Below are 24,234 nucleotides of genomic sequence, written 5' to 3'. Positions count from 1 at the left end.
AAAATTGATACATCAAAGTGCATTTCGGGACTATTCAGCTTGACTTTTCATCCGCCAAAAGCCGAACGTTTACATCCCTATAGGTAAAACACCTTATGGACATGAGCTCTTATGTCCTCGCAACTTTTAGTTTTCTCTCACTTATACGCAAAAAAAAATCGCCAGATGGCGATTTTTCTTTTATTGATAAGCTTTTTGGAACTCACCCAAAATTGGAGCGGAGACGCCATCTTTATACACATATCGAGAGATAATACCTTGATCTGTATAAATATTCATTTTGATCGAATCCGTTCCTTTTAACTTACTCATCAAATTTACAGGCGCTAAAATATAATTGGTCGAACGGTCGGTGCCTAACACATGATCATGCTCGGTTGGTCCAGTGACAGGAAAAGTTTGGCTTTTTTGTCCATTGGTAAACACGACCTTTTGAATGTCGTATTTATTGTAAGTACTGCTCAAATGCATTTTTAACTTAAGCAGTTCTTTGTTGGATTCATTCCAGCTCACAGTGACCACTGGACAAAGCTCATTCTGCGCACAGATGAGTAACCCTGTGGTCCCCACATTTTGACGACTTGGGTCTGTAGAGGTTGTCGCACAACCTGAAAGCAACATCGCCCCCAAACTCATGAGTAGCCATTTTTTTGGCGATACGTTCGTTATCATTATATTTACTCCCAGAAACTTAAAAGGCTTTGAAATTCTAAAATGAAGCTTTGATTTTTCCCAGTCCCTATTTTTGACGAATCTGCACCTAAATCAAGCTTTTTCGTTCATTCAGGTTATAAATTTTAAAATTTATATCTCTTTATACAAATATGAAAGAAAAGAACCCACTGAAAAGCTCGCTGCTAACCAAGCACATGTATTCTTTTCTAATATGCACTCTAGGCAAGCACTACCGCGCTTATACCTGTATATCAAACAAATGACTAAAAGTTTTTCAAATTATATGCAAATGAATACTCAACTTTGCAAGCCTATCAAAACAGATGACAGAACATGACGAAGGGAACCGACATCCTTTATACTGGTTCTAAAAACTCACCAAAGACATAGCCGCCGATGAAATTCTTTAGTTGCGCATCCTGTCAAAACCAAGTCTTTTTTGCCAACTCGCAATGTGTGAGCTGCCAAACTACACTCGGTTATATTGCATCAGAAAAAGATATGGGAAGCTTTGAACAACACAGCCCTGTTCTTTGGTTAGCGTTAAATGAAAAATACCAGACGAAGCGCTATAAGCCTTGTTATAACTATCAGCATCATCAGGTCTGTAATTGGGTCATTCCCGCAGAGAGTAGCGACATCTACTGTGAGTCTTGTGTACTCACATATACCATTCCTACTCTCGATAACCCTGATCATATCGTCTATTGGTCACGGCTCGAACATGCTAAACGGCGTTTTCTGTATTTAATGCAACGCCTGAATATTATGCCAAGGCCCAAATATAACGATGATGATCGCTACGGACTCCGTTTTAATTTTCTCATGCCTGAACCAGAGCACCCTGTGCTGACAGGACATGCTAACGGCGTTATCACACTCAATGCCAGTGAAGCAGATGTCATCTATAGGGAAACGACCCGTATTAAAATGGGTGAAAACTACCGTACACTTTTGGGACATTTCCGACATGAAAGTGGGCATTATTATTTTGACCTCATTAAATCGCTACATCCTGAGCTGGTCGACGAGTTCCGTCAGTATTTTGGAGATGAACGTCAAGATTATAGCGCAGCACTAAAACGTCACTATGAAGATGGCGCACCACAAAACTGGGACCAGTTTTATGTCAGCTCTTATGCCAGTACACATCCTTAGGAAGACTGGGCAGAAACATGGGCACACTATTTACACATGATGGACACATTGGAAACCGCTTACTATGCAGGATTAATTGTGCGTAACAATCGAAAAGATACGCATGACTTAAGCTTTTATGAAAATCCAATCGGCGCTCAAGATTTTGATTTACTCCTCAAACAGTGGATGACACTGACTTTTAACTTAAATGCGTTAAATCGCAGTATGGGTTTAGAAGATGCTTATCCATTTACGCTATCAGGACCAATCCTCGATAAATTAAGATTTATACATAAACATGTTTTGGGCAAAGCCTTTGCTCGCCAAATCGCTTGAGCCTAAATATAAGCGTTCTCAGGTTATGTGTAGGGACACAAAAGATTGGACCAAATCTGGATGTAACTCGGTAAAAATTATCTTAAAATGAAAGACATCTTTAGCCTATATAGATAATGTCCGTGCTAAAAAATATGCTTTTAACGAAACATCATGCTTTCACGCGACCAATCATTTTAGGGCTAACGATTGTTTTACTGCCTGCCTGCCAGTTGGTCAAAGTTAAAGAAAATAATATCCATCAAGCTATTCGTAGTAAGTCTGAAAATATCTTAACCCACGACCAATTTAGTGCGGAAACCACCAGCTTACTCAAACTACTCAGCCTGACGCCACAGCAATGCACCACTGAATTTGAAACATGTTTGCAACGCGTAAACACACAAACGGATATTGCAGCAGATGAGCGCTATGCCACTTTAAGTGAACTGTATTTGGCCCAAGCTTTAGAGCTCTCAAAACAACGCAACTGTGTCCAAGAACAGCCTCACAGTAAAAATAATCACTGCTTAGAACAGAGCCTTGGGGCCTTCGACCAGAGTTTACGTTATAGCTATGTGTATTTATTTAAAATGCAAGAAAGCCCAAGTACCCGTGTTTTTGATCAAAGACAAATGCATGTCCGCACTTTTTACAATGTCGCTTTGTCACGTTTAATTACCACGGCGTACCGTACACAACCTTTTTATCAAGTTCCCACGCAACTCAACGTCCAACAACGTCAATATATTGTAAATTTAGAACACTATCCTGAACTGAAAAGTAAAACCATTAACCGAGTTCAATCCAGCTATAACTTAAATTTTTCAGGTTTTTATCAAGTCAATCGTCAAGATGGTTTGGGCGCAGAGTTTGTGGTTGTGACTGAAGCGGACCCTATTCATAAAAATGATTTTATTCTTGACCCGATATCGTTTTATCAAAATCAAACCAATCCCAATATCCATCCTGCACGCTATTTGTCCGTAACCGCAGCGGCGCAGCCATTAGACCCGGAAAGCACTATTGAAGATGTGCTTAATGGCAAAGCTGTTTTTGAGATTGAGCTGTTTAATCCTTATACGCAAAAGTATGTAGAGATTCATCAGCAAAAATACATTCTCACGGCGAATTATTCTGTGCCTTTTGCCTACTGGCTGGCAGAAAATAAACTGGGCTCTACAGGCTACTTAACCTTGCTCGATAAAACTGAGCGATTGCGTATGCCACATGTCTATATGCTTGAACCTTACCAGCCGAATAAAAAAGTGATTGTACTTATTCATGGTCTTGCCAGCAGCCCTGAAACTTGGGTCAATCTGACCAATAACATTTTGGGGGATAAAGTTTTACGGGAAAACTTTCAGGTATGGCAGGTATTCTATCCAACCAATATGCCGATTGTTGAAAGCCGCTATCAGGTTCATGCACTACTTAAACAAGCCTTTACACAAGTTCAACCCAACTCTCGCTCAGCCAGTGACGCCGTGCTGATTGGACATAGTATGGGGGGCGTCATTAGTCGCTTACTGATTAGTGAGCACGATATTTCTGAACAAGTGATTCCACTATTAAACTATGAGCAATACACCCGATTACAACAATACCCCGTAATTAAAGAACGTTTTCAATTTCATTCTGATTTACCCATTGGACGTGCAATTTTTATTGCCGCGCCTCACCTTGGCAGTGAACTATCTGACCGCTGGTACATAGAATTGGTGAAGAAAATGGTCAAGTTACCGATCACTTTCTTTAACCAAGTGGATATACAACTCAATGGTAGCTCTAGCACCAAAGGCATGGTGCAATCTGGCCCTGACGACTTAAGCCCCAAGTCACGCTTTATGGCTTTAACCAGTAACATCATGCCTGTATCCACAGTTCCTTATCATTCTATTATTGGTAATCACCGCAAGACCCATGACACACATGACATGAGTGATGGTATTGTGCCCTATTCAAGTTCACATTTAGAAAAAGCAGTCTCTGAAAAAATCATTAAAGGCAATCATTCTGTGCATGAGGAAGCAGAAACATTATTAGAGTTGCGCCGTATTTTGAGGCTACACCTTCAGCAAACTCAGGATCAATGATCAACAGTACTAAAAATGTTCTACTGCTAGGCGGCTTTTATCCAAATACTCTAACCCAGCTAAATGAGCATCGAAAACTTGAAAAGCAGCTGTCTTAAAACATGACGTACGGAAAGGTTTTGATATACTTGCTTTATCTAAAAAATACATGCATTTATCTGCTCGGAAACATCATGCACATTAAAAATCAAGTTGTACTGGTCACAGGTGGCGCACGCGGTTTAGGTCTTGCAATTACACACGTCTTAATCAATGAGGGTGCTCGTGTAGTCGTGAACTATTTGAACAGCCATGTTGCAGCTCAAGCCTTAGTCCAGCAGTATCCAAAGCAGGTTTTTATCTACCAAGCTGATGTTACAGACAGTGCACAAGTCAAAAGTATGTTTGATGCAAGCTTTCAGCATTTTGGACAGCATATCAACACCGTGATTAATAATGCGCTGATTCAATTCGAGTTTAATGGTGAGGCCCGCCCAAAAGTTCATGAGCTACGCTGGGAAACTATGCAACAACAATTTGAGGGTGCAGTTAAAGCCGCTTTGAATACTACCCAAGCGGCGCTTGAAGGTATGAAACAAGGCCAGTTTGGGCGCATTGTAAACATCGGAACCAATCTGGTACAGAACCCTGTAGTGCCTTATCATGACTACACCACGGCGAAGGCTGCACTTTTGGCATTTACCCGTACCTCAGCGCATGAACTTGGCCAATATGGCATTAATATCAATATGCTCTCTGGCGGTTTACTGCAAACCACCGATGCCAGTAAAAGTACACCCAATGAAGTTTTTGATTACATCGCGAGTGCAACACCACTGCGTCGTGTAGTTACACCTGAGGAATTTGCTTCAGCCATTTTAATGTTCTTATCGCCATATTCTCGTGCTGTGACAGGTCAAAACTTGATTGTGGATGGTGGTTTAGTCAAAGGCTAATGAGCTTTAATCCCTAAACTCTGAATAAGCATGATTTAAACAATCCATTTTAAAATTCTTGAAGCTTCATCGACTTGAAGCTTTGTTTTAGGTTCAAGTCTTCTTCAGAATCTGCTCACCCTAGCAAGGAATACAGTACGATGCTTTCTTTTCCCATTCGGCACCGACTGGCTGGCTTTTACTTTTTTTATTATTCCATTGTGGGAACCTTCATGCCGTTTTGGAGCCTATATCTCGAAGATCAAGGCTTTAACTACAGTGAAATCGGTATCCTTTCCTCAATTGCGATCATTACCCGTTTTTTTGCTCCTTTTATTTGGGGCTGGATTGCAGATAAATCAGGGAAACGGATGCTCTTGGTCAGAGTTGCAACGTGGATGGAAGCCTGTATTTGGTTCATGATTTTTATCATTCCAAACTCATTTCAGGCGATCGCCCTGCTCATGCTGATCTTTAGCTTCTTCCAAAATGCCATTCTGGCTCAGTTTGAAGGCGTTACTCTATTTTGGCTCGCGGAACAGCGCAGTGCTTTGTATGGAAAAGTTCGAAAGTGGGGCTCTGTCGGTTTTATTGTCGGGGTTTTTGGTATCGGTGCCTTATTAGAAGTTTTACCCATCTCTATGCTGCCAGTTTTATTGCTGTGTATTTCATTTTTGGCCTTTATTTGGTCATTTAGCATCAAAGAACCGACCACTGCACCCCATTCACAAGGGCAGCTTGAGCCATTGTTACCTATCTTAAAAAAACCCGTTGTAGCGGCATTTTTCGGTATCGAGTTTATTCTGCTTTTTTCACATGCGCCGTTTTATAGTTTTTATAGTAACTTCTTAAAACAAGCTGGTTACTCAACCACAGAAATTGGTTTTTTGTGGGCTGTCGGTGTCATGGCCGAAATTATTATGTTTGCCATTGCTCACATTTTTTTCAAACGTTTTTCATGGCGACTCATGGTGTCTATTTGTCTAATCCTCACGGCGCTACGCTGGTTTATGGTCGGTTCTTTTCCACAAATCTTTGCGATCCAATTCTTCGCACAAACCATTCATGCCTTTAGCTTTGGTTTATTTCATCTCATCGCCATGCGTATCATTTTCCAAAACTTTAGTTTAGGACAACAAGGACGCGGTCAAGCCCTGTATAGCACCATGTGGGGACTGGGTGTAGCGTCTGGAAGTATTCTTGCAGGACATTTTTGGCACAGCCTGTCAGGCGAACATATTTTTATTCTGGCAGGCTGTGCTGTGTTACTGGGTTTGGGTTTTGTTCGGTACTTACCCAAAGAAGTTCAAGCTTAAAAAGTTCTCTTCTGATCTGTACACATAAATTGCAGCAGTTTCATTAATCAGCTTTCTAAATTTTGATTTCACTGTATTTATGAAACCATGGTTGGGCCTGTTCAAGCTGACTAGCCAGCTGTAATAGCAGATCTTCACGGGCAAAAGGTGCAATAAACTGCGAACCAAGCGGAAGATTGTCAGCATTCCAATACAAAGGTACAGACATCGCGGGTAAACCTGTGATGTTAGCTAACTGCGTAAAAGGCACCCAACGCAAATTATCTTTCACAATTTTATCGACCAGTTTTCCTTGTGCCAGCAAATGTGCTTTGCCGACTTTTAGTAAGCTTTTTAAAATTGGTTTTTGCCATAATGGGGTAGAAATTTGCCCATTTTTGGGTGCGACTGAAGCTGTAGCAGGAGTCAAATAAAGATCATAATGATCAAAAAATTGGTTCATTTGGGTGACATATACTCCCCAATTATTCAGATTATGAATATATTCTAACGCAGTCGTTTTCGCACCAAAGGCAGCCAAAGCTAAAGAATCCAGCTCAAAATCTCCTGCTGTGGTCGGAACGTGTTGCTTGATCTGCTCTAACATATAAGAAAATTGACTAAACCACGTCGTGATAAAGTCTCTGGCCAAAGACATACCATCTATCTCAGGTTGCGCTTCAACCACTGTATGCCCTAAAGACTCCAACAAACGTGCAGTATGCTGTACAGCATCAATTGCATCTTTAGACACTGGGGTTCCGATAGGCGATTGAGTACTAAATGCAATTTTAAGTTTTTTTACAGGCTGCTGTAGACAGGCCAAATAGCTTTGGCTAGGTAGTTCAATTTTAAACAATGAACTATGCTCCGCACCCTGCGTTGCATCTAACATGGCTGCACTATCTCTTACACTTTTACTCAATACATGCTGTATCGCAGCCCCATGCATTGCTTCACTCATATCTGGGCCCCACGGCGTACGTCCACGACTTGGTTTTAAACCAAATAAACCGCAATACGATGCAGGAATTCGAATCGATCCGCCGCCGTCGCCCGCACCCGCAATAGGAACAATCCCAGCGGCCACTGCAGAAGCGGAACCACCCGATGAGCCACCACTGTTATGTTTTAAATTCCAAGGATTATGACAGGCTCCCCAAGCATCTGATTCTGTAATACCTTTGATACCAAACTCAGGAGTATTGGTACGCCCAAAGGTTAAAATTCCTGTGTTTTCCCAACGGTTTACAATTTCTGCATTATGTTCTGCAATATGGCCTGTGCGTTTAAATGCTTGGCATCCATAAGAGGTTGGATAACCTGCATATTCTTGAAATAAATCCTTTACTAAAAAAGGCACCCCTGCAAATGGACCAAACAATGCATTTTGCGCTCTGTTCTTGGCATAATCATGCATCGGAATAATAATCGCATTTAAAACAGAATGGGTTTGCTGACTACGCTCAATTGCAATTTGTAATAATTCAGCGGGATGGATGTGTTTTTGTGCAACCAACTCAGCCAAACCCAGCCCATCATAACGAAGGTATTCAGAAAAATTCATTTTTATCCAAGTATATAGTTTTTATTGTTTTATACTTTTACTAAATTTTAACCTATGAGGCAAGTTGTACTTGATTACGTCCTAAAGTTTTGGCTTGATATAACGCCCGATCAGCACGATTTAACAAGCTCTGTAGGCTATTTTGCGTTGGTAAAACTTGATGCACCATACCAAGACTCACCGTCATACTCAAAACCGCATGCGCCACTTGGGTTTTTGAAGTAGCGACAGCACGACAGATACGTTCTGCAATGATTTGTGATTCAATTTCAGTGGTATTATTTAGCACCACCACAAATTCTTCACCGCCCATACGCGCAAATAAATCCTGTTCACGCAAATTACTTTTCACGGTCGTGGCAAAGCTTTGTAGCAATACATCACCCATATAATGACCATATTGATCGTTCATTTTCTTAAAGTGATCAATATCTAGCACAATAATACTCATCGATTAAACCAGATTTTCCTTCAATAAGTTTTCAGTTTGAGTGAAGAAAAAACGGCGATTTCCCACATGAGTTAAGGGATCATGGTTGGCCAGATAGAGCACTTCTTTATACAGATCATGACGATTACGACTCACAATACATAAAAGCAAAGGTGCAATCATCAACATGCACAGCCCTATACGCACCGAAATAGAAGTGGCCAAGAAGTTATCTGCTGTACGTGAAATATAATAGGTCGTTAAACTATGATACGTCACAAAACAAACCAAACTGTTAATGATACTCACATAAAATAAGTTGTAACTTAAAGCCGCCCAAATGAGCCCTGCTAGAGGGAAAAGTAAGGCACCAGGACCAAAGAACAGATGAGTACATGCCACAGAAATTAAAACTGAGAGTAAGGGTAAAACATCGACAAACTGGGTTTCACACTGTCTACGGTTATTCCAAAGATACTTTAATTTCTTCGCTGCAGGAAAGGTCAACATGAGGGGTAAAAGTGAAATACAATTGAGAACTTCCCCCGTCCACCAAATATAAAACTCAGCCCAAAGGTCTTGCGTGCTCATAAAGGTGTGTGGCATATACGGAACGACCGCAACGGCAAATATCGCGCTGGAAAAGCACCCAAGAAAAACACAAACCAAGAAAAGATAAAGAAAATTTAAGCCTTTGTTATATGCACGATAGTCAATTTGTAAATAATGGCTCTGTACACGACAAAAATAGATAACTCATTGAAATAATGTCATAATAATTGTTTTCTAACGACGAATACTATGACACATCTCAATGAGTTATATCTTATCTTAAACAAATATCTAAAATGGAACAAGTCACATTTAAAGTGCTTTGCGCTCATCATGCTTGTGATTATTTTAAAGCAAACATGTAATCTTTCTTCTGCATCTAAAGCCTTGCCCATCAAGTGCTTACCACAATCATTTTATCGACGTATGCAGCGCTTCTTTGCAGGTCAGTATTTTGATTATCGTCAAATTTCTCAGTTGATTTTCAATATGTTTTCATTCGACCAAGTGCAACTGACTTTAGATAGAACCAATTGGAAATGGGGAAAACGAAATATTAATATCCTGATGCTCGCAATCGTTTATCGTGGAATAGCGATACCTATCCTTTGGACATTGCTTAATAAACGTGGAAATTCAGATACGAAAGAGCGTATTGCTTTGATTCAACGCTTTATAGCCATTTTTGGTAAAGACCGTATTGTGAATGTGTTCGCAGACAGAGAGTTTATCGGTGAGCAGTGGTTTACATGGTTAATTGAACAAGACATCAACTTCTGCATTCGTGTTAAAAAAACTTCATTGTCACCAATCATTTAGGAAAGAATCATAAAATTAGTGATTTATTTCGCCATCTTAAAGTTGGTCAAATTGAATGTCGTAAACGACGGATTTTGGTTGGTCGGGTGAAACTATATATAAGTGCACTACAGTTAGAAAATGGAGAGCTTTTACTCGTCGTTTCTCCTCAGTTTAATGCCAATGCTATTCAGGATTATGCATTACGCTGGGAAATTGAAACCTTATTCAGTTGTCTCAAAGGACGCGGGTTTAATCTTGAAAATACGCGCTTGACAGACGCTAGACGAGTGAAAAAATTGATTGCGGTGTTAGCTATAAGCTTCTGTTGGTGTTACTTAACGGGTGAATGGCAACATGATCAAAAAAAAGCGATAAAAATAAAGAAGCATGGACGACTCTCAATGAGTTTATTTCGCTATGGTTTAGACTATGTTCAAATGGCGATTCAGCGTTTAATTGGTTTTGGGAAAAAAGAAGAGTTTAAGGAAATTTTGGCAATTTTAAGAAGGCAGAATCCTGATAGGATAAGGGTTCTGTGAAATTTGTCGTGTACAGAGAAATAATGGATAAAAAATAACGAAACGCCTACAGTCATAAAATTGGCGATCGTTAAAGCCAACGTCAGCTCAAGATGACTCCCTGTGACTAAGTCTGCCGACATATAACCAATAAATGCGCCCAACCAGCCACCAACATTTCTGAGTCGCTTAAACCTTAAAAATAAGCCGATCAGTACGGCATTAGCTGGCCAAAAATAAGCGAAATATGCAATCGGTCGAGTGAATATCCCAAGCAAACAGCAGACAAAAATCACCGCAGCAACAATCAAACATGCTCGGCCACGCTGTTTAAAATTCAACGATACTTCTGTGAGCTTAACTGCGTACAAAATATTCCCTCATTTTTACATGAGTTATGATTAAACATCATGTTTTCTACTGTCACCTTGCTTGCAAACGATGCATTGATGAAAACCATCACAGATTGACAATATTTACTAAATAAACTCTATCGATTGTTCGTTATGGTTTCAATATAATTTTTTGATTTATATCCTGAATCTAAATATTTACGATTAAACGCTGATATCACTCTCACCCATAAAAAAAGCCTCCACATTGGGAGGCTTTTATTATTTTTGGACTTATTTCGCTTCAGAAGCTGCCGCTGGTGCTGATGCACCTGCTTCTTCAGACTCTAAAGGTGCAGCATCAATCATCTCTGGACTAACTTCAATATTGGTCACTGGTGTTTCAGTTGCTGAACTTTCCACTGGCGTTTGTTCAGTCTCTTGTTTTTTGTCACTACACGCAGCAAGCGACAGCATCGTTGCAGAAGCTAAAACCACCAAAGCCATTTTCATGTTAATCATTATTCACCTTCACATTAGTCATCAATTGCTTGAAACAATACTACTTATTTTTGCTCAAGTTTAAAGTATTCGTTTGTGAGCAATCTTTTGAAATTAAGGCAGAATTATAACATCATTGCACAAAAATGATAAAAACAAGCTCGAAGCAAACTTGTTTTTATCTATCCAAGAATGCACTCGAATTAAACAGGATACGCTGTCGCGACTTCCTGACTAATCATTGCCGCAGTTGCCGCAGATAGCGTCCAACCTAAGTGCCCATGTCCTGTATTAAAGAACACACGTTCTAGCTTTCCACGGCGAACTACAGGCATCATATTCGGCATCATGGGGCGAAGACCTGCCCAAGGGACCGCATGCTCTGTCGAAACTTTAAAGTTACGATTGGTCCAGTCAACAAGAGGTTGAATCCGATCTGCCCGGATATCACGGTTATAGCCATTAAACTCAGCAGTGCCCGCGACACGGAAACGATCTTTACCTAAACGTGAAGTTACAATTTTCGCGCTTTCGTCCAGCAAACTCACCCACGGCGCATTTTGCTGGCTTTCTTCGTCATTTAACATCACCGTAATCGAATATCCCTTTACAGGATAAACATTGACCCGCTCTTGGACCAATTCAGCCAATTGATAGCTACCCACCCCAGCACAAACCACAACAGCATCGGCAGCGAGCATTTCAACTTCCGCTGGTGCAAGCTCTACATTCTCAGAACTAGGTTGTAACTTCACTTCAACACCTGATGTTAAATGCTGAATATCTGTCACATCCATACCAAAACGATACTTCACACCTAACTTTTTGGTGACTTCAGCCAAACCCGTCGTGTACTTATGAATATCACCGGTCGCATCACCTTCACAATAAAATCCAGCATAATAGTCACCGGTCAATGTCGGCTCAATTTGCTTAATTTCTTCATTGCTTACTCCACAACGTTCAAGTCCACCTTTATTGAGTAAATCATTAACTCGAATGGCAACGTCATAATCTTGTTTATTATGATAAAAATGCAAAATACCACGTTTTTCTAAATTGAAGTCGATTGACTCTTTATCCGCAATTTCGAACAAGCGTTGTCGAGCCAATAAAGCCAAACGTACTGTTTCGCGGGTATTGGCCTCATAATGTTTAATATTGCCTAGAAATTCCATCAGCCATGCATATTTATGCACACTAAACGCAGGATTGAGCAATAAAGGGGCAGATTTTTGAGACATCCATTTCATGCCTTTCAGCACTGTCGATTTTTGGTTCCAAACTTCCGCATTGCATGCAGACAGTTGTCCACCATTTGCAAAAGAAGTTTCCATGGCTGGAAATAAATGCCGATCCACAACGGTGACTTGATAACCCAGTTGACTTAATTCATAAGCAGTTGTGACGCCCGTAATTCCAGCACCAATGACAACGACATGACACATAGACACCTCCTTTTTATTGTTTGATGTCAACCCCATCTGTCATGTGTACCTGAGAGCTTCGACCTAAAACATCCCTTGACGTTTTAAACCATCCCCTTCGGTGAGTGATTGAACACTTCTCTCCAGAGTTTTTTCATTATTACAGTCCTTTTGCCTGAGAGTTTCCGGGGTCGTTGCTCCTTCGGCGAATGCAGAACATTTCTCTCCTGCAATAATGCTTATTATTCTATGAGCAATTTATATACCATGTAATCACCCAATTGGAAACTGCTCTTAAAGTATTATCTTTCGTTTATTTTTATAGAGCATAACCTCAGCTTAGGGCAAGCGTTGCACTATACTGGCTAACATGACTATCTTTTGCTTCAAAAGAGGACGCATGCCGTCGGACATTAGCGCTATCCTAAGGTCATCTAAACATTTTTAATAGTGATGATTTATAGATCTTAAGATGCTTCATTCTGTTTCTCTCCTGTATTAAAAGAATGAATGAGTTGTTCTGCATCTTGATAAATTTCTTGCCAATGTGGCAACAATTCGCTATGAAAATCGATCTTTATATAACTCGTATTAAACCCATAATTGGGTTGATGTGTATTAAATTCACAACTTGTTGCACCAGTCTTAAAATAAAGACACTTAATGGTTAGGCTTACCCCTTTACCTTTACGCTCCTGCCAATACACCTTTTTTCCAACACCATCATCACTTTTTACCTCTATTTCATAGAGTCCCAAATCTGAATTAAATGTTTTTGTTTCATCTATCCATACTTCACTCACCTCTTCTCCACCAGAAGACATTCCTTTCCTTAAGTATTGTTTTAAAATCAAAAACTCATTAAAAAAGTCTTTACTTCCCCACTCCTCTTTCCAAACTGAGCGTTGGCTTAATGCTATTTTGATATCATTTTTATACTCAGAACCTAGTCTAAAGCCTTCACTCGACGTTGTCATTTCAGGCCATCTCACTTTCAAAGCAATATGTTGAATTTGATCATCACAACCTTTAGCCTCGTGTTCTTTTTTAATATTTTTCCCCCAATAATTCACACCTTGATAAGTCACTCTGCCATAATATAAATACTGCTTATCAATGAGCATGTGCTGATCACCAAATTTTCCACAAGCATATAAGCGCGCTTTAACTTTTTCAGGGTCATGCATACTGTCGTAGCCGTATATCAACAATGAAATAACCAAAACTGTGAGTAGTGATAAAAATATAATGGTGCCTCGTCTGACTGTGCTAATTTTTTTATTCATATGCCCCTTCTTTTTTCTTTTAAAAATGAACTCTCTAAATGACTTAACCCGAATCACGGATAAGAAATTGACTTGAAAAAGAGAAGAACTAAAGCCCTTCACTGTGTGACCACACTAAACTTACGACTCTAGCCTTTGTATTCCTTGTGCTGTATATGCTCATACCCAATTATTCTGTGTTATTGATGCTTGCTTTCAATAGCTAGGAAGACTCCAACTCTAAATTTGCTTAATCATTAGGACCAAATGAAGATGAATCAACGTTTGGCCAACTATAATATGCCAACAACTCTTTTCTTACATTTAAGATTAGCTTCCATACGCAAATAAAAAAAGTCAGACCGAAGTCTGACTTTAATATGTACTCTCTTAAATATAAAGAGAATTTTCTAGTATTCAATCGGTGCAAATGGTGCAACGACATCAGCATTTTGTGCACGATGGCGCATAAAGTGATCCATTAAAACAATCGCAAGCATTGCTTCTGCAATCGGAGCCGCACGCACACCCACGCAAGGGTCATGACGACCTTTGGTTAATACATCCGTGTCTTCACGATTAATATTGATCGTTTTACCCGATGTGGTAATAGATGCTGTTGGTTTAAGAGCAATGGCCACACGAATGGTTTGACCACTCGAAATACCGCCCAAGATACCCCCTGCATGGTTGGCAAGGAAGCCATCAGTGGTTAACTCATCTCGGCTTTCATGCCCAAACTGACCAGCAACGGCAAAACCATCACCAACTTCAACGCCTTTGACCGCGTTAATCGACATCATAGCATGGGCAATGTCAGCATCTAGACGGTCAAAAACAGGCTCACCCCAACCTACAGGCACTTTTTCAGCCAAAATTTCAAGCTTTGCACCGCAACTGGTACCTTGTTCACGTAATGAAGTCACAAGGGCTTCAAAACGCGGTACGGCATCGACATCACCGCAGAAGAATGGATTATTAGGTACTTCATTCCAATCCAATTTTTCCGCAATTTCAGTCCCAATTTGGGTCACATGACCACGAATTAAAATACCAAACTTTTCAGCCAAGTATTTTTTCGCAATTGCACCCGCAGCCACACGCATAGCCGTTTCACGCGCACTTGAACGGCCACCACCACGGTAATCACGGAAACCATACTTTTGTGTATAAGTATAATCTGCATGTCCCGGACGAAAGCTTTGTGCAATATTGCCGTAATCTTTGGATTTTTGATCGGTGTTACGAATGAGTAAACCAATTGAAGTTCCAGTCGTTTTACCTTCAAACACACCTGAAATGATTTCAACTTCATCAGGTTCTTTGCGCTGTGTCGCAAATTTAGATGTGCCTGGCTTACGACGGTCTAAATCTTTTTGTAAATCGTCTGCTGTAAGCTCGAGGCCCGGTGGAACACCATCCACAATCGCCATTAAGCCTACACCATGAGATTCACCACAAGTCGTTACACGGAAGAGTTCCCCTATACTATTACCTGCCATGTCTAACGACTCCTTTTATGCTTGAACAGATTGAATGAATAAATCACGGAATTGACGGCATTGAGCCGCAGTCAATGCAAAGATTCCTGTACCGCCTTTTTGGAACTGTAACCAGTAAAAATCAACAGTATTAAAGTTTTGGCGCATTGCCCATTCAGAATTACCCACTTCAATCACGATGAGACCGTCTTCAGTTAAGTAATCTGGCGCTTGAGCTAACATTTTACGAACCAAATCTAAGCCATCTTGACCTGCTGCCAGAGCCAATTCTGGTTCATGGTGGAATTCTTCAGGTAAGTCTGCCATGTCTTCAGCATCCACATAAGGTGGATTCGACACGATGAGATCATATTGATTTTCAGCAGGAATTTTGGAGAACAAGTCAGACTCAAGTAAAGCCACTTGATACTGTTTGTCGTGGTGTTCTGAGTTAATTTGAGCTACTTCTAAAGCTTCTTTAGAAATATCTGTTGCATCTACTTCGGCATCTGGGTACGCATAAGCCAAAGCAATCGCGATACAACCTGAACCCGTGCACATATCTAAAATACGTTGTGGCGTTTTCGGATTTGGGTTTTCTGGCAAGTTATTGACTGCCTCACCCATTTGACCATTTTCACCTAAGCAATAAGGCGCGAAACGGTTTTGAATCAATTCTGCAATCGGTGAACGCGGAATCAGTACTCTTTCGTCGACATAATATGGTTTGCCATCAAAATATGCCAAATTAAGCAAATACGAAGTCGGTACTTTTTCATTAATACGACGTTCTAATAAGCTTAAAACTTCTGTCTTTTCGCTTGGTAGTAGCTTCGACTCTAAGATTTCAGCATCCGCATTCCAATCTAAAGATAAAGTTTGTAAAACCAAAGCTGAACTTTCAGCAAAATAGTCTTCTGTACCTTGACCTAAATGTGCATCGTATTGACGTAATGCTGTCACTCCAAAACGGATAAAATCACGAATTGTGCTTAAGTTTTCAGCGGCTTCCTGTATATGTTCAGGGCTAATAGTCGGGCGATCCACTAAAGGCGTCTCCAAGGTCATAATAAAAACGCCTTATGATACCCTGTTTTTCTATGATTTATAATGTTTTGATGCACAGCAAACACATTTTCATACGCTTTGCTCTTATTTGCTTATTTGCTTATACGGCCTGTACGTGCTTCGTACATATCTGCACGGGTTTGCGTCATTTGCATCAGACACGAAATACGCTGTAATTCAGTCTTTTCATTTTTCACGATAGGTTTGTTATTACAAATCTGATCACGCTGCGCCAGCCATTGCTGATGAGACTGTTTAACCAATCCTTGCTCATCTACAGGAGCCTGCGCCAAATACGGCTTAAATACTTTCTTTAAGCGTTTCTTTTGTGCTTTATATTCTTTACTCATACATGCATCAATTTCACTCAACACATTGCCAGTTTGCTTCATGCATGCTTCATATTTTTTAGTTGGGCCCATTGCATAGGCTGAACCACTGAACAATCCCACAACAAGCAATGCACTAAATATTTGTTTCAATTCCTTTCCCCAAAGCAAATTTTCTTCATTCATTTTTTAATCTAGTCATTCACAACATCTACGTGCTGCAGCGCTTTAATATAACATCCTATTTTGTATGAACATACTAGCCCTCTATAAAATTTCCACCACACAGCTTTTTACATGAACTCACAGGCTTTGCATTGAAACCTGATCAAACAGCCTTATTATAAAGTGAGTTCTTCTGCCAATATTCCCCAAATTTATGAGTTATAAACACAACAATTTAATGGCGATGCGTGAACGCTATTGGAATGACACCGAAAACAATCATGTCGACACTGAAAAAGCCTTTTTCCAGAAGCTGTTACAGCAGCAAGGGATCTATGAATGTGCAACCATTGAAGATGCTCGATACTTCTTTTTTAGCCTACCGAGCATCATCATTGTTAAAGGTTATGCACATGGATTTATGCACCAACCGGTACAAGAAATGATCCTCCAACACATACAAATGCATAAAGATGAATTGATTCAGAAAAATACGCTTAAAGTAAAATTTCGCATGTAACAATCCCGATTAGGCTATATTTAGATGGTTGCTTATCACTTATGGCCTTTTTTAACTCGAGATTCAGCAAGTTGAACTTTTTTAATACGTGAATACACGATATTATCCGTTACAATCTAAAATGCTGCCCTTGCTGATGAAAGGATTTTACTGAATTATGTCAGATCACAACGATAAGCTTAAACAACTGAAAACCTCCTCTATGGATCGTCGTTTATCGATTGCCAAAGCTTCGTTGCTTGCTGGAACACGTTGGGCTGCTTCTAATGCGACAACTATGTTTTCTAGCGAAGAAGAAAAAGAAAAGAAACGCAAAAAAGCAATGAAAGAACAGGCCGATTATCTTGTTTCTGAAATAGGCAAACTTAAAGGTTCTATCGTTAAAATTGGCCAAATGATGGCGCTTTATGGTGAACACTTTCTACCTGAAGAAATCACGCAAGCCTTAAATACTTTAAATAATCAAACAGTCGCTTTAGCGTGGCCTGCGATAAAACAGCAACTGCACAGCCAGTTGGGTTCTAAACTAGATGATTTAACCATCGATCATGAGCCACTGGGCACTGCATCACTGGCACAAGTCCACCGTGCAACGCGTAAGTCTGATGGTTTAGAGATGGTATTGAAAATTCAATATCCAGGCGTTGCTGAAGCCATTGATTCAGACATGAGCCTGTTCAAAAACATGCTTAAACTGACACGTATGGTGCCGCAAACACGCGAGTTCGACCAATGGTTCGATGAAGTTCGTGAGATGATGCACCGTGAAGTGAATTATAAAATTGAGGCTGCAACCACACGCCGCTTTGCTGCTCGCTTAAAAGAAGACCCTCGCTACATCGTGCCGCAAATTATAGATGGCTACTGCACAGACCAAGTATTGTGTATGACATTTGAACGTGGCGTTCCGATTAACAGCCCTGTCATGCTGTCTCTGCCGCAAGAACGTCGCAACAAACTTGGCGAAGCATCGCTTGAAATTGCGGTACGCGAGATTTTTGAATGGGGTGAAATGCAGACCGATCCGAACTTTGGTAATTACCTCGTTCGCTTAGGTAATGGCAATGATATCTTGGATAAAATCGTTCTACTTGACTTTGGTGCAATCCGACAGTTTGATGAACACTTACTTGGTGTTGCACGCAAGCTCATTCATGCTGGGTTTAATCATAGTAGTGAAGAAATGGTTCAAGCAATGACAGGCTATGAGTTTTTCGACTCTATCCCTCAAAGCATTAAACCGGATATGGCTAAAGTCTTCTTACTTGCAACTGAAGCATTCAGCAGCCCAAGCAACAACCCAGACTTACCTGCTGGTGTTATGGATGAACACTTTGCTTATGACTGGAAAGCAAGCCAACTTCATAGCCGTGTAATGCAGCAAGCTTCAAAGTCGATGGCGTCTCGTTATTTCAGTGTTCCACCCAAAGAGTTTATGTTTATCAGCCGTAAATTCATTGGTGCTTATACCTTTATGACTGTGATTGAAGCGAAAACCAATGTTCGTGCAATGGTCAAAAAATTTATCTAAAGGCTCATTGACCAAAATGACATTGCGTCATTTTGGTCAATTGATCAATCATTTCAATTCCAAACGATTCAATAAAAAACTTAAAAAACAAAATATTAGAATAATTTAAAATACACCCCATACCGTTTATCTTTGACAATACATCATGTCAGTCATGACATAGTTATTCGTGTGCCGCTATGTCAGCATAAAACCACAGAATAATTCTGCTGGATGAAAATAATGACAAATATGGTAAATAAAGCGCAGGGATTTGGCTTATCACTGATCACAAAAATGGCAAGTAGCGACGTACTTGACCAATTAAAACTTAGAAAATTTATCGAGAAATCGCTATATCAAGGCTCAAAAGCGGGCTACAAGACTCTATCAAAAACACAAAAAACCTTTAAAACAAATAAAGATCTACATAAACAACGACTCAATAATCAAGAAAAATCATTATTTGATCTGAGCTAGGACTTACGCACTATTATTTATAGATTCTCTGTGGTAGCAGATGATTTTTATCGAGAATAAAGTCATCAATGAAGTTTTTGATAACTGGTCTAAATAATTTCTTCTGCCAACGATATACATTTTCAAAGATCCGCTCAAACTGGTTCTTTTGTATCTCGACGTAGGCCATCAAGGCTGAAAAAATATGATTCGAAATCAGTTTAGATCGTCTTACTTGAAACTTTTCAATATGACAAACCTGTTTAATCACCCGGTGATATTGCTCTATTTTCCAATGACTTGAATGTAATTCATGAAAACCCTCAAAGGACAATAAATCATCTTCATCTTGATGCACAATATAAAACCTCTGCTGTTCTTTTAACTGAGTCTTAAATAATTGTACAAAGCCAAAATCTTTGAGCCAGACCACTTGACCCTGATGGAAATTTGGCAATAAACGCAGTTGAAACCATTGTCCTTTTTCTGGGGAAACCTTACGGTTACAGTCGATACCAAACATAAATCGAATACCATATTTTCTTATGGTTTTTAGATTTCCAGTCGATGAATACCAACTATCACCTGTAATAAATTGAATCTTTGCACCCCAACTGAGTACTTCACTTAACATATCCATAAAGTAATCATTCTTGGTTTTACTTTCAGATTTGTCATAAATTCGGAAATTAATTGGAATATTTTGACCATTCTGATCTGTCGCATACAAGGTAATGAGATTAATACCCTTGACGGATCGGTGGTGTTTGCCTGACCAAAAATAGCTAACCAAGTCCATATGTTGACTATAGGGTTTATCTAAAACAGTATCATCAATACTGACTATAAGTTTATTATTATCAATATGTTGAATTGCTTCTTGATATAGGTCGTGAGGTGTGTAGTCTTCACGTTCTAGAAAGCGATTTACACTATCATGCGAGATGTTATAAGTCTCGGCAAGTTGTGTGCAGCTAATAGAGTTCGGTTCTGTCATGAGAAAGCCCATATAAATGGGTAATGTACAAGTTGCTGTAGAAGCATGTTTAATTCGTCTGATCACAGATACTTTATAAAGTATTTTAATACTTTTTTGAATCCGTCAATGCGTAAGTCCTATGAGCTATTCAGAAGATCAGCAAATGACCATCGACACCATGTCACAGTTTGCCGCCGATATACTTTACCCATTAGCCGCAAGTGCCGATCAAAATGAAACTTTTCCAACAGAGCTTTGGCAATATATCGAAGACCTAGGTTTAAATTTTTATGCTTTGCCTGAGGCACTCGGTGGTGTCGCTGCTGAGAAAAATATTTTGAGCAATGTACTTATTGCAGAGCATCTGGCCAAAGGTGATTTTAGTTTAGCCGCGGGTATACTCTCTACCTTTAGTGTGATTAATGCCATTACACAATGGGGTGCTGAGCAAGTACAAACTTTATATTTAAACAGTTTTGCACAAGACAGTAGCATTCGCGCTAGCTTTGCAATTCAAGAAGTTACGCCTGCTTTTAATCCTTACCAGTTAAAAACCAAAGCTATTTCACGTGATGGTCAATATTTTATTCAAGGTGAAAAAACACTGGTACTATTGGCTGAAAGTGCAGATATTTTTCTTGTCAGTGCTGAACTTAATGGCCAAGCTGAAGTTTTTATTCTCAGACGGGATGAAAGTATTCAGTTTAAAAAATCTCCCGCTATGGGACTCAAAGCAACCGAAACAGCAACTTTAATTTTTAATCAAACCCCTGCTTTACGCTTAGGTGATGAAGATTTCAACTACACGGCATTTTTAGACCTCGGCAATTTAATGTGGTGTGCAATGGCGGTCGGCACATGTGAAGCGGTCAAAAAATATTGTATTGAATATGCCAATGAACGTACCGCCTTTGGTGAACCAATTTCTCACCGTCAAAGTGTTGCTTTTATGATTGCCGATATGGCCATCGAAATTGATGCCATGCGTATGCTCATTCTAAATGCCGCAAGTCTAGCTGAATCTGGGCAGACATTTCACCGTGAAGCCTATTTAGCATGTTTACTTTGTGCCGAAAAAGCCATGAAAATTGGCACCGATGGTGTACAGATTTTAGGTGGGCACGGATTCACCAAAGAACATCCTGTTGAGCGTTGGTATCGTGATTTACGTGCAACAGCGCTTGTTCACTCTGGTCTACATGCATAATAAAAAGGAAAACTGGCATGAATTTACAAAACCCTAAAAAATTTAAATTACTGATTGATCAAGCCCACCAAGTGGCCATCAATGTACTTCGTCCTATCTCTAGAAAATACGATAAAGCTGAACACAGCTACCCTAAAGAACTGGATATGCTGGCATCTTTAGTCGATGGTATGAATGCGGGGGCTGCTGTCGGCAAGCGAGGTACAAATGAACAAGGCAATAAAAATGGAGTGAATCTCTCTACCGCTTTAAGTGTAATTGAAATGTGTTATGGAGATACCGCTTTACTTCTATCAATGCCCCGCCAAGGGCTTGGAAACTCAGCAATTGCAGCTGTTGCCAATGAAGAGCAGTTAGAGCGTTTCAAAAACACATGGGCAGCCATGGCAATCACTGAACCAAACTGTGGCTCGGACTCTGCTGCTATTCGCACCACAGCAACAAAAGATGGTGAAGATTACATCTTAAATGGTGAAAAGATTTTCGTGACTTCAGGTGACCGTGCCGACGCTATCGTCGTTTGGGCAACTCTGGATAAAAAATTAGGTCGTTCAGCGATCAAATCTTTTGTGATTCCTAAAGGAACTGCTGGCATGACGGTAGAACGTTTAGAACATAAACTAGGAATCAAAGCCTCTGACACCGCAGTTATTCGTTTAATCGACTGCGGAGTGCCTGCCAATAACCTACTGGGAAATGCGGAAATTGACATCGCTAAAGGCTTTGCTGGCGTGATGGAAACTTTTGATAATACCCGTCCGCTCGTTGCAGCCATGGCTATAGGCTGTGCCAAGGCCTCACTAGAACGCATTAAAGAGATCTTCAGTGATTATTTAGATCCTCAATATATAACGCCATACTTACAAACGACTCATATTGCGAGCCAAATTTATCGTATGGAAGCCGAATGGGAAGCGGCTCGTTTACTGACCTTAAAAGCCGCCTGGATGGCAGATAACAAAAAGCCAAACTCAAAAGAAGCCTCCATCTCCAAAGCCAAAGCTGGTCGAATTTGTAATGAAATTACCCTTAAGTGCGTCGAACTTGCGTCAACGATCGGCTACAACGAAGATGAGCTTTTAGAAAAATGGGCAAGAGATTCTAAAATTCTAGATATTTTTGAAGGTACTCAACAAATTCAGCAACTCATCATTGCACGCCGTGAACTCGGAAAGTCATCAAGCGAATTGAAATAATATAAAACGTCCCATTCGGATATGTTGAAGCCATGGTTTCTCTAAATAAAGAATCATGGCTTCACATTGAAAGTACTATGAAATAAGAAAGCGTTGGACTTAGATTCATGCTATCTAACAGCGGCTGAACATATTTGTTGGGCTTAAAAAGCGTACCACAATCACAGAGTTTAACTTTCTTAAGCATGCTTCATATTAAATAAATGCTTATAATTTTTTATGTAGCCTCACTCTATTTTTAAATAGTATTTGATGAATATCATCATAAAACAAATAGCCGATGCTGTTTTCTGTTGCGTGTAAATCACTCTTTTTTGAAATTTAAAAGTTTTTTCTCTGTACACGACAAATTTCACAGAACCCTTATCCTATCAGGGTTCTGCCTTCTTAAAATTGCCAAAATTTCCTTAAACTCTTCTTTTTTCCCAAAACCAATTAAACGCTGAATCGCCATTTGAACATAGTCTAAACCATAGCGAAATAAACTCATTGAGAGTCGTCCATGCTTCTTTATTTTTATCACTTTTTTTTGATCATGTTGCCATTCACCCGTTAAGTAACACCAACAGAAGCTTATAGCTAACACCGCAATCAATTTTTTCACTCGTCTAGGGTCTGTCAAGCGCGTATTTTCAAGATTAAACCCGCGTCCTTTGAGACAACTGAATAAGGTTTCAATTTCCCAGCGTAATGCATAATCCTGAATAGCATTGGCATTAAACTGAGGAGAAACGACGAGTAAAAGCTCTCCATTTTCTAACTGTAGTGCACTTATATATAGTTTCACCCGACCAACCAAAATCCGTCGTTTACGACATTCAATTTGACCAACTTTAAGATGGCGAAATAAATCACTAATTTTATGATTCTTTCCTAAATGATTGGTGACAATGAAGTTTTTTTAACACGAATGCAGAAGTTGATGTCTTGTTCAATTAACCATGTAAACCACTGCTCACCGATAAACTCTCTGTCTGCGAACACATTCACAATACGGTCTTTACCAAAAATGGCTATAAAGCGTTGAATCAAAGCAATACGCTCTTTCGTATCTGAATTTCCACGTTTATTAAGCAATGTCCAAAGGATAGGTATCGCTATTCCACGATAAACGATTGCGAGCATCAGGATATTAATATTTCGTTTTCCCCATTTCCAATTGGTTCTATCTAAAGTCAGTTGCACTTGGTCGAATGAAAACATATTGAAAATCAACTGAGAAATTTGACGATAATCAAAATACTGACCTGCAAAGAAGCGCTGCATACGTCGATAAAATGATTGTGGTAAGCACTTGATGGGCAAGGCTTTAGATGCAGAAGAAAGATTACATGTTTGCTTTAAAATAATCACAAGCATGATGAGCGCAAAGCACTTTAAATGTGACTTGTTCCATTTTAGAGATTTGTTTAAGATAAGATATAACTCATTGAGATGTGTCATAGTATTCGTCGTTAGAAAACAATTATTATGACATTATTTCAATGAGTTA

At 39.7% G+C, this 24,234-nt stretch carries 19 protein-coding genes, 3 pseudogenes and 1 riboswitch; of the genes and pseudogenes, 10 read left to right on the top strand and 12 right to left on the bottom strand.

The window, feature by feature from the left end; translation table 11 throughout:
- Positions 1 to 180: 180 nt before the first annotated feature.
- On the bottom strand, positions 181 to 672 hold the full coding sequence (locus HUK62_RS08675; protein WP_176537634.1) for a hypothetical protein: 492 nt from the start codon (positions 670 to 672) through the stop codon (positions 181 to 183).
- A 399-nt stretch (positions 673 to 1,071) separates the two neighbouring features.
- Between HUK62_RS08675 and HUK62_RS08670 the strand changes: the two are divergent.
- The 4 genes and pseudogenes from HUK62_RS08670 (at position 1,072) to HUK62_RS08655 (ending at position 6,456) form a co-directional block, all read left to right on the top strand.
- Positions 1,072 to 2,151 (top strand): annotated as a pseudogene (locus HUK62_RS08670) (putative zinc-binding metallopeptidase).
- Between the two features lie 134 nt (positions 2,152 to 2,285).
- Entirely contained in the window at positions 2,286 to 4,226 is a 1,941-nt protein-coding gene (locus tag HUK62_RS08665) for an alpha/beta hydrolase (RefSeq protein ID WP_176537633.1), read from the top strand.
- A gap of 173 nt (positions 4,227 to 4,399) precedes the next feature.
- Entirely contained in the window at positions 4,400 to 5,161 is a 762-nt protein-coding gene (locus HUK62_RS08660; protein ID WP_176537632.1) for a 3-oxoacyl-ACP reductase, read from the top strand.
- Positions 5,162 to 5,301: 140 nt separating this feature from the next.
- On the top strand, positions 5,302 to 6,456 hold the full coding sequence (locus HUK62_RS08655) for an MFS transporter (protein WP_176537631.1): 1,155 nt from the start codon (positions 5,302 to 5,304) through the stop codon (positions 6,454 to 6,456).
- A 55-nt stretch (positions 6,457 to 6,511) separates the two neighbouring features.
- On the opposite strand, the gene HUK62_RS08650 is transcribed toward HUK62_RS08655, so the two are convergent.
- From HUK62_RS08650 to HUK62_RS19030, 3 genes are read right to left on the bottom strand one after another with little or no spacing between them, the layout of a single operon-like run.
- Complete coding sequence (locus HUK62_RS08650) at positions 6,512 to 8,002, bottom strand: amidase family protein (protein WP_176537630.1); 1,491 nt, start codon at positions 8,000 to 8,002, stop codon at positions 6,512 to 6,514.
- Between the two features lie 52 nt (positions 8,003 to 8,054).
- Positions 8,055 to 8,453, bottom strand: a complete 399-nt coding sequence (locus HUK62_RS19035) for a GGDEF domain-containing protein (RefSeq protein WP_228723674.1) — start codon at positions 8,451 to 8,453, stop codon at positions 8,055 to 8,057.
- A 3-nt stretch (positions 8,454 to 8,456) separates the two neighbouring features.
- A complete protein-coding gene (locus HUK62_RS19030; RefSeq protein WP_228723672.1) occupies positions 8,457 to 9,023 on the bottom strand; it encodes a GGDEF domain-containing protein in 567 nt (188 codons plus the stop codon).
- 210 nt (positions 9,024 to 9,233) lie between these two features.
- Here HUK62_RS19030 and HUK62_RS08640 point away from each other — a divergent pair.
- Positions 9,234 to 10,324, top strand: a protein-coding gene (locus tag HUK62_RS08640) for an IS4-like element ISAba1 family transposase (RefSeq protein WP_176536768.1) whose coding sequence is annotated in 2 segments (ribosomal slippage) — positions 9,234 to 9,774 and positions 9,774 to 10,324 — 1,092 coding nt in all. Because the reading frame shifts where the segments join, the coding sequence is not laid out codon by codon here.
- A gap of 605 nt (positions 10,325 to 10,929) precedes the next feature.
- Here the strand turns inward: HUK62_RS08640 and HUK62_RS08635 are convergent.
- The 6 genes from HUK62_RS08635 to HUK62_RS08610 all read right to left on the bottom strand — a co-directional run bounded on the left by HUK62_RS08635 (position 10,930) and on the right by HUK62_RS08610 (position 16,892).
- Entirely contained in the window at positions 10,930 to 11,157 is a 228-nt protein-coding gene (locus HUK62_RS08635; RefSeq protein ID WP_058869647.1) for a hypothetical protein, read from the bottom strand.
- A gap of 182 nt (positions 11,158 to 11,339) precedes the next feature.
- Complete coding sequence (locus HUK62_RS08630) at positions 11,340 to 12,584, bottom strand: D-amino acid dehydrogenase (RefSeq protein ID WP_176537629.1); 1,245 nt, start codon at positions 12,582 to 12,584, stop codon at positions 11,340 to 11,342.
- 132 nt (positions 12,585 to 12,716) lie between these two features.
- A riboswitch (glycine riboswitch) is annotated at positions 12,717 to 12,803 on the bottom strand.
- Between the two features lie 227 nt (positions 12,804 to 13,030).
- Positions 13,031 to 13,849 (bottom strand): hypothetical protein, encoded by an 819-nt coding sequence (locus tag HUK62_RS08625; RefSeq protein ID WP_228723671.1) that lies wholly within the window; start codon positions 13,847 to 13,849, stop codon positions 13,031 to 13,033.
- Positions 13,850 to 14,238: 389 nt separating this feature from the next.
- Positions 14,239 to 15,330, bottom strand: a complete 1,092-nt coding sequence (gene aroC, locus HUK62_RS08620) for a chorismate synthase (protein ID WP_176537628.1) — start codon at positions 15,328 to 15,330, stop codon at positions 14,239 to 14,241.
- A gap of 15 nt (positions 15,331 to 15,345) precedes the next feature.
- Entirely contained in the window at positions 15,346 to 16,356 is a 1,011-nt protein-coding gene (prmB, locus tag HUK62_RS08615; RefSeq protein WP_010326759.1) for a 50S ribosomal protein L3 N(5)-glutamine methyltransferase, read from the bottom strand.
- Positions 16,357 to 16,469: 113 nt separating this feature from the next.
- Entirely contained in the window at positions 16,470 to 16,892 is a 423-nt protein-coding gene (locus HUK62_RS08610) for a lysozyme inhibitor LprI family protein (protein ID WP_078390326.1), read from the bottom strand.
- A gap of 193 nt (positions 16,893 to 17,085) precedes the next feature.
- Here HUK62_RS08610 and HUK62_RS08605 point away from each other — a divergent pair, with 193 nt between their 5' ends.
- The 3 genes and pseudogenes from HUK62_RS08605 to HUK62_RS08595 form a co-directional block, all read left to right on the top strand.
- A complete protein-coding gene (locus tag HUK62_RS08605; protein WP_176537627.1) occupies positions 17,086 to 17,391 on the top strand; it encodes a hypothetical protein in 306 nt (101 codons plus the stop codon).
- A 157-nt stretch (positions 17,392 to 17,548) separates the two neighbouring features.
- Positions 17,549 to 18,922, top strand: coding sequence for an AarF/ABC1/UbiB kinase family protein (locus tag HUK62_RS08600; RefSeq protein ID WP_004693012.1), 1,374 nt, complete (start codon positions 17,549 to 17,551; stop codon positions 18,920 to 18,922).
- A gap of 222 nt (positions 18,923 to 19,144) precedes the next feature.
- A pseudogene (locus HUK62_RS08595) lies at positions 19,145 to 19,378 on the top strand (acyl-CoA dehydrogenase); the annotation flags it as partial.
- Between the two features lie 16 nt (positions 19,379 to 19,394).
- On the opposite strand, the gene HUK62_RS08590 reads toward HUK62_RS08595, so the two are convergent.
- Positions 19,395 to 20,423, bottom strand: coding sequence for a transposase (locus HUK62_RS08590; protein ID WP_176537626.1), 1,029 nt, complete (start codon positions 20,421 to 20,423; stop codon positions 19,395 to 19,397).
- 55 nt (positions 20,424 to 20,478) lie between these two features.
- Here HUK62_RS08590 and HUK62_RS08585 point away from each other — a divergent pair.
- Together HUK62_RS08585 and HUK62_RS08580 are read left to right on the top strand one after the other, a co-directional pair.
- Positions 20,479 to 21,546: pseudogene (locus HUK62_RS08585) on the top strand (acyl-CoA dehydrogenase family protein); the annotation flags it as partial.
- Between the two features lie 17 nt (positions 21,547 to 21,563).
- Entirely contained in the window at positions 21,564 to 22,742 is a 1,179-nt protein-coding gene (locus HUK62_RS08580) for an acyl-CoA dehydrogenase family protein (protein ID WP_176537625.1), read from the top strand.
- Between the two features lie 352 nt (positions 22,743 to 23,094).
- On the opposite strand, the gene HUK62_RS08575 is transcribed toward HUK62_RS08580, so the two are convergent.
- Positions 23,095 to 24,185, bottom strand: a protein-coding gene (locus HUK62_RS08575) for an IS4-like element ISAba1 family transposase (RefSeq protein ID WP_155118754.1) whose coding sequence is annotated in 2 segments (ribosomal slippage) — positions 23,095 to 23,645 and positions 23,645 to 24,185 — 1,092 coding nt in all. Because the reading frame shifts where the segments join, the coding sequence is not laid out codon by codon here.
- Between the last annotated feature and the right edge of the window lie 49 nt (positions 24,186 to 24,234).

Origin of the sequence: Acinetobacter sp. NEB 394 (assembly GCF_013374795.1) — a bacterium.
Classification (GTDB): domain Bacteria; phylum Pseudomonadota; class Gammaproteobacteria; order Pseudomonadales; family Moraxellaceae; genus Acinetobacter; species Acinetobacter johnsonii.
This window is presented reverse-complemented; position numbering and strand designations above follow the sequence as displayed.

Bases quoted from the DNA above. Each gene is read 5' to 3' on its own strand.
- HUK62_RS08625 (WP_228723671.1), bottom strand. From the start codon at position 13,849: ATGAATAAAAAAATTAGCACAGTCAGACGAGGCACCATTATATTTTTA.
- HUK62_RS08660 (WP_176537632.1), top strand. From the start codon at position 4,400: ATGCACATTAAAAATCAAGTTGTACTGGTCACAGGTGGCGCACGCGGT.
- HUK62_RS08650 (WP_176537630.1), bottom strand. From the start codon at position 8,002: ATGAATTTTTCTGAATACCTTCGTTATGATGGGCTGGGTTTGGCTGAG.
- HUK62_RS08580 (WP_176537625.1), top strand. From the start codon at position 21,564: ATGAATTTACAAAACCCTAAAAAATTTAAATTACTGATTGATCAAGCC.
- HUK62_RS08665 (WP_176537633.1), top strand. From the start codon at position 2,286: ATGCTTTTAACGAAACATCATGCTTTCACGCGACCAATCATTTTAGGG.
- HUK62_RS08600 (WP_004693012.1), top strand. From the start codon at position 17,549: ATGTCAGATCACAACGATAAGCTTAAACAACTGAAAACCTCCTCTATG.
- HUK62_RS08605 (WP_176537627.1), top strand. From the start codon at position 17,086: ATGAGTTATAAACACAACAATTTAATGGCGATGCGTGAACGCTATTGG.
- HUK62_RS08610 (WP_078390326.1), bottom strand. From the start codon at position 16,892: ATGAATGAAGAAAATTTGCTTTGGGGAAAGGAATTGAAACAAATATTT.
- HUK62_RS19035 (WP_228723674.1), bottom strand. From the start codon at position 8,453: ATGAGTATTATTGTGCTAGATATTGATCACTTTAAGAAAATGAACGAT.
- HUK62_RS19030 (WP_228723672.1), bottom strand. From the start codon at position 9,023: ATGAGCACGCAAGACCTTTGGGCTGAGTTTTATATTTGGTGGACGGGG.
- aroC (WP_176537628.1), bottom strand. From the start codon at position 15,330: ATGGCAGGTAATAGTATAGGGGAACTCTTCCGTGTAACGACTTGTGGT.
- HUK62_RS08630 (WP_176537629.1), bottom strand. From the start codon at position 12,584: ATGTGTCATGTCGTTGTCATTGGTGCTGGAATTACGGGCGTCACAACT.
- HUK62_RS08675 (WP_176537634.1), bottom strand. From the start codon at position 672: ATGATAACGAACGTATCGCCAAAAAAATGGCTACTCATGAGTTTGGGG.
- HUK62_RS08655 (WP_176537631.1), top strand. From the start codon at position 5,302: ATGCTTTCTTTTCCCATTCGGCACCGACTGGCTGGCTTTTACTTTTTT.
- HUK62_RS08635 (WP_058869647.1), bottom strand. From the start codon at position 11,157: ATGATTAACATGAAAATGGCTTTGGTGGTTTTAGCTTCTGCAACGATG.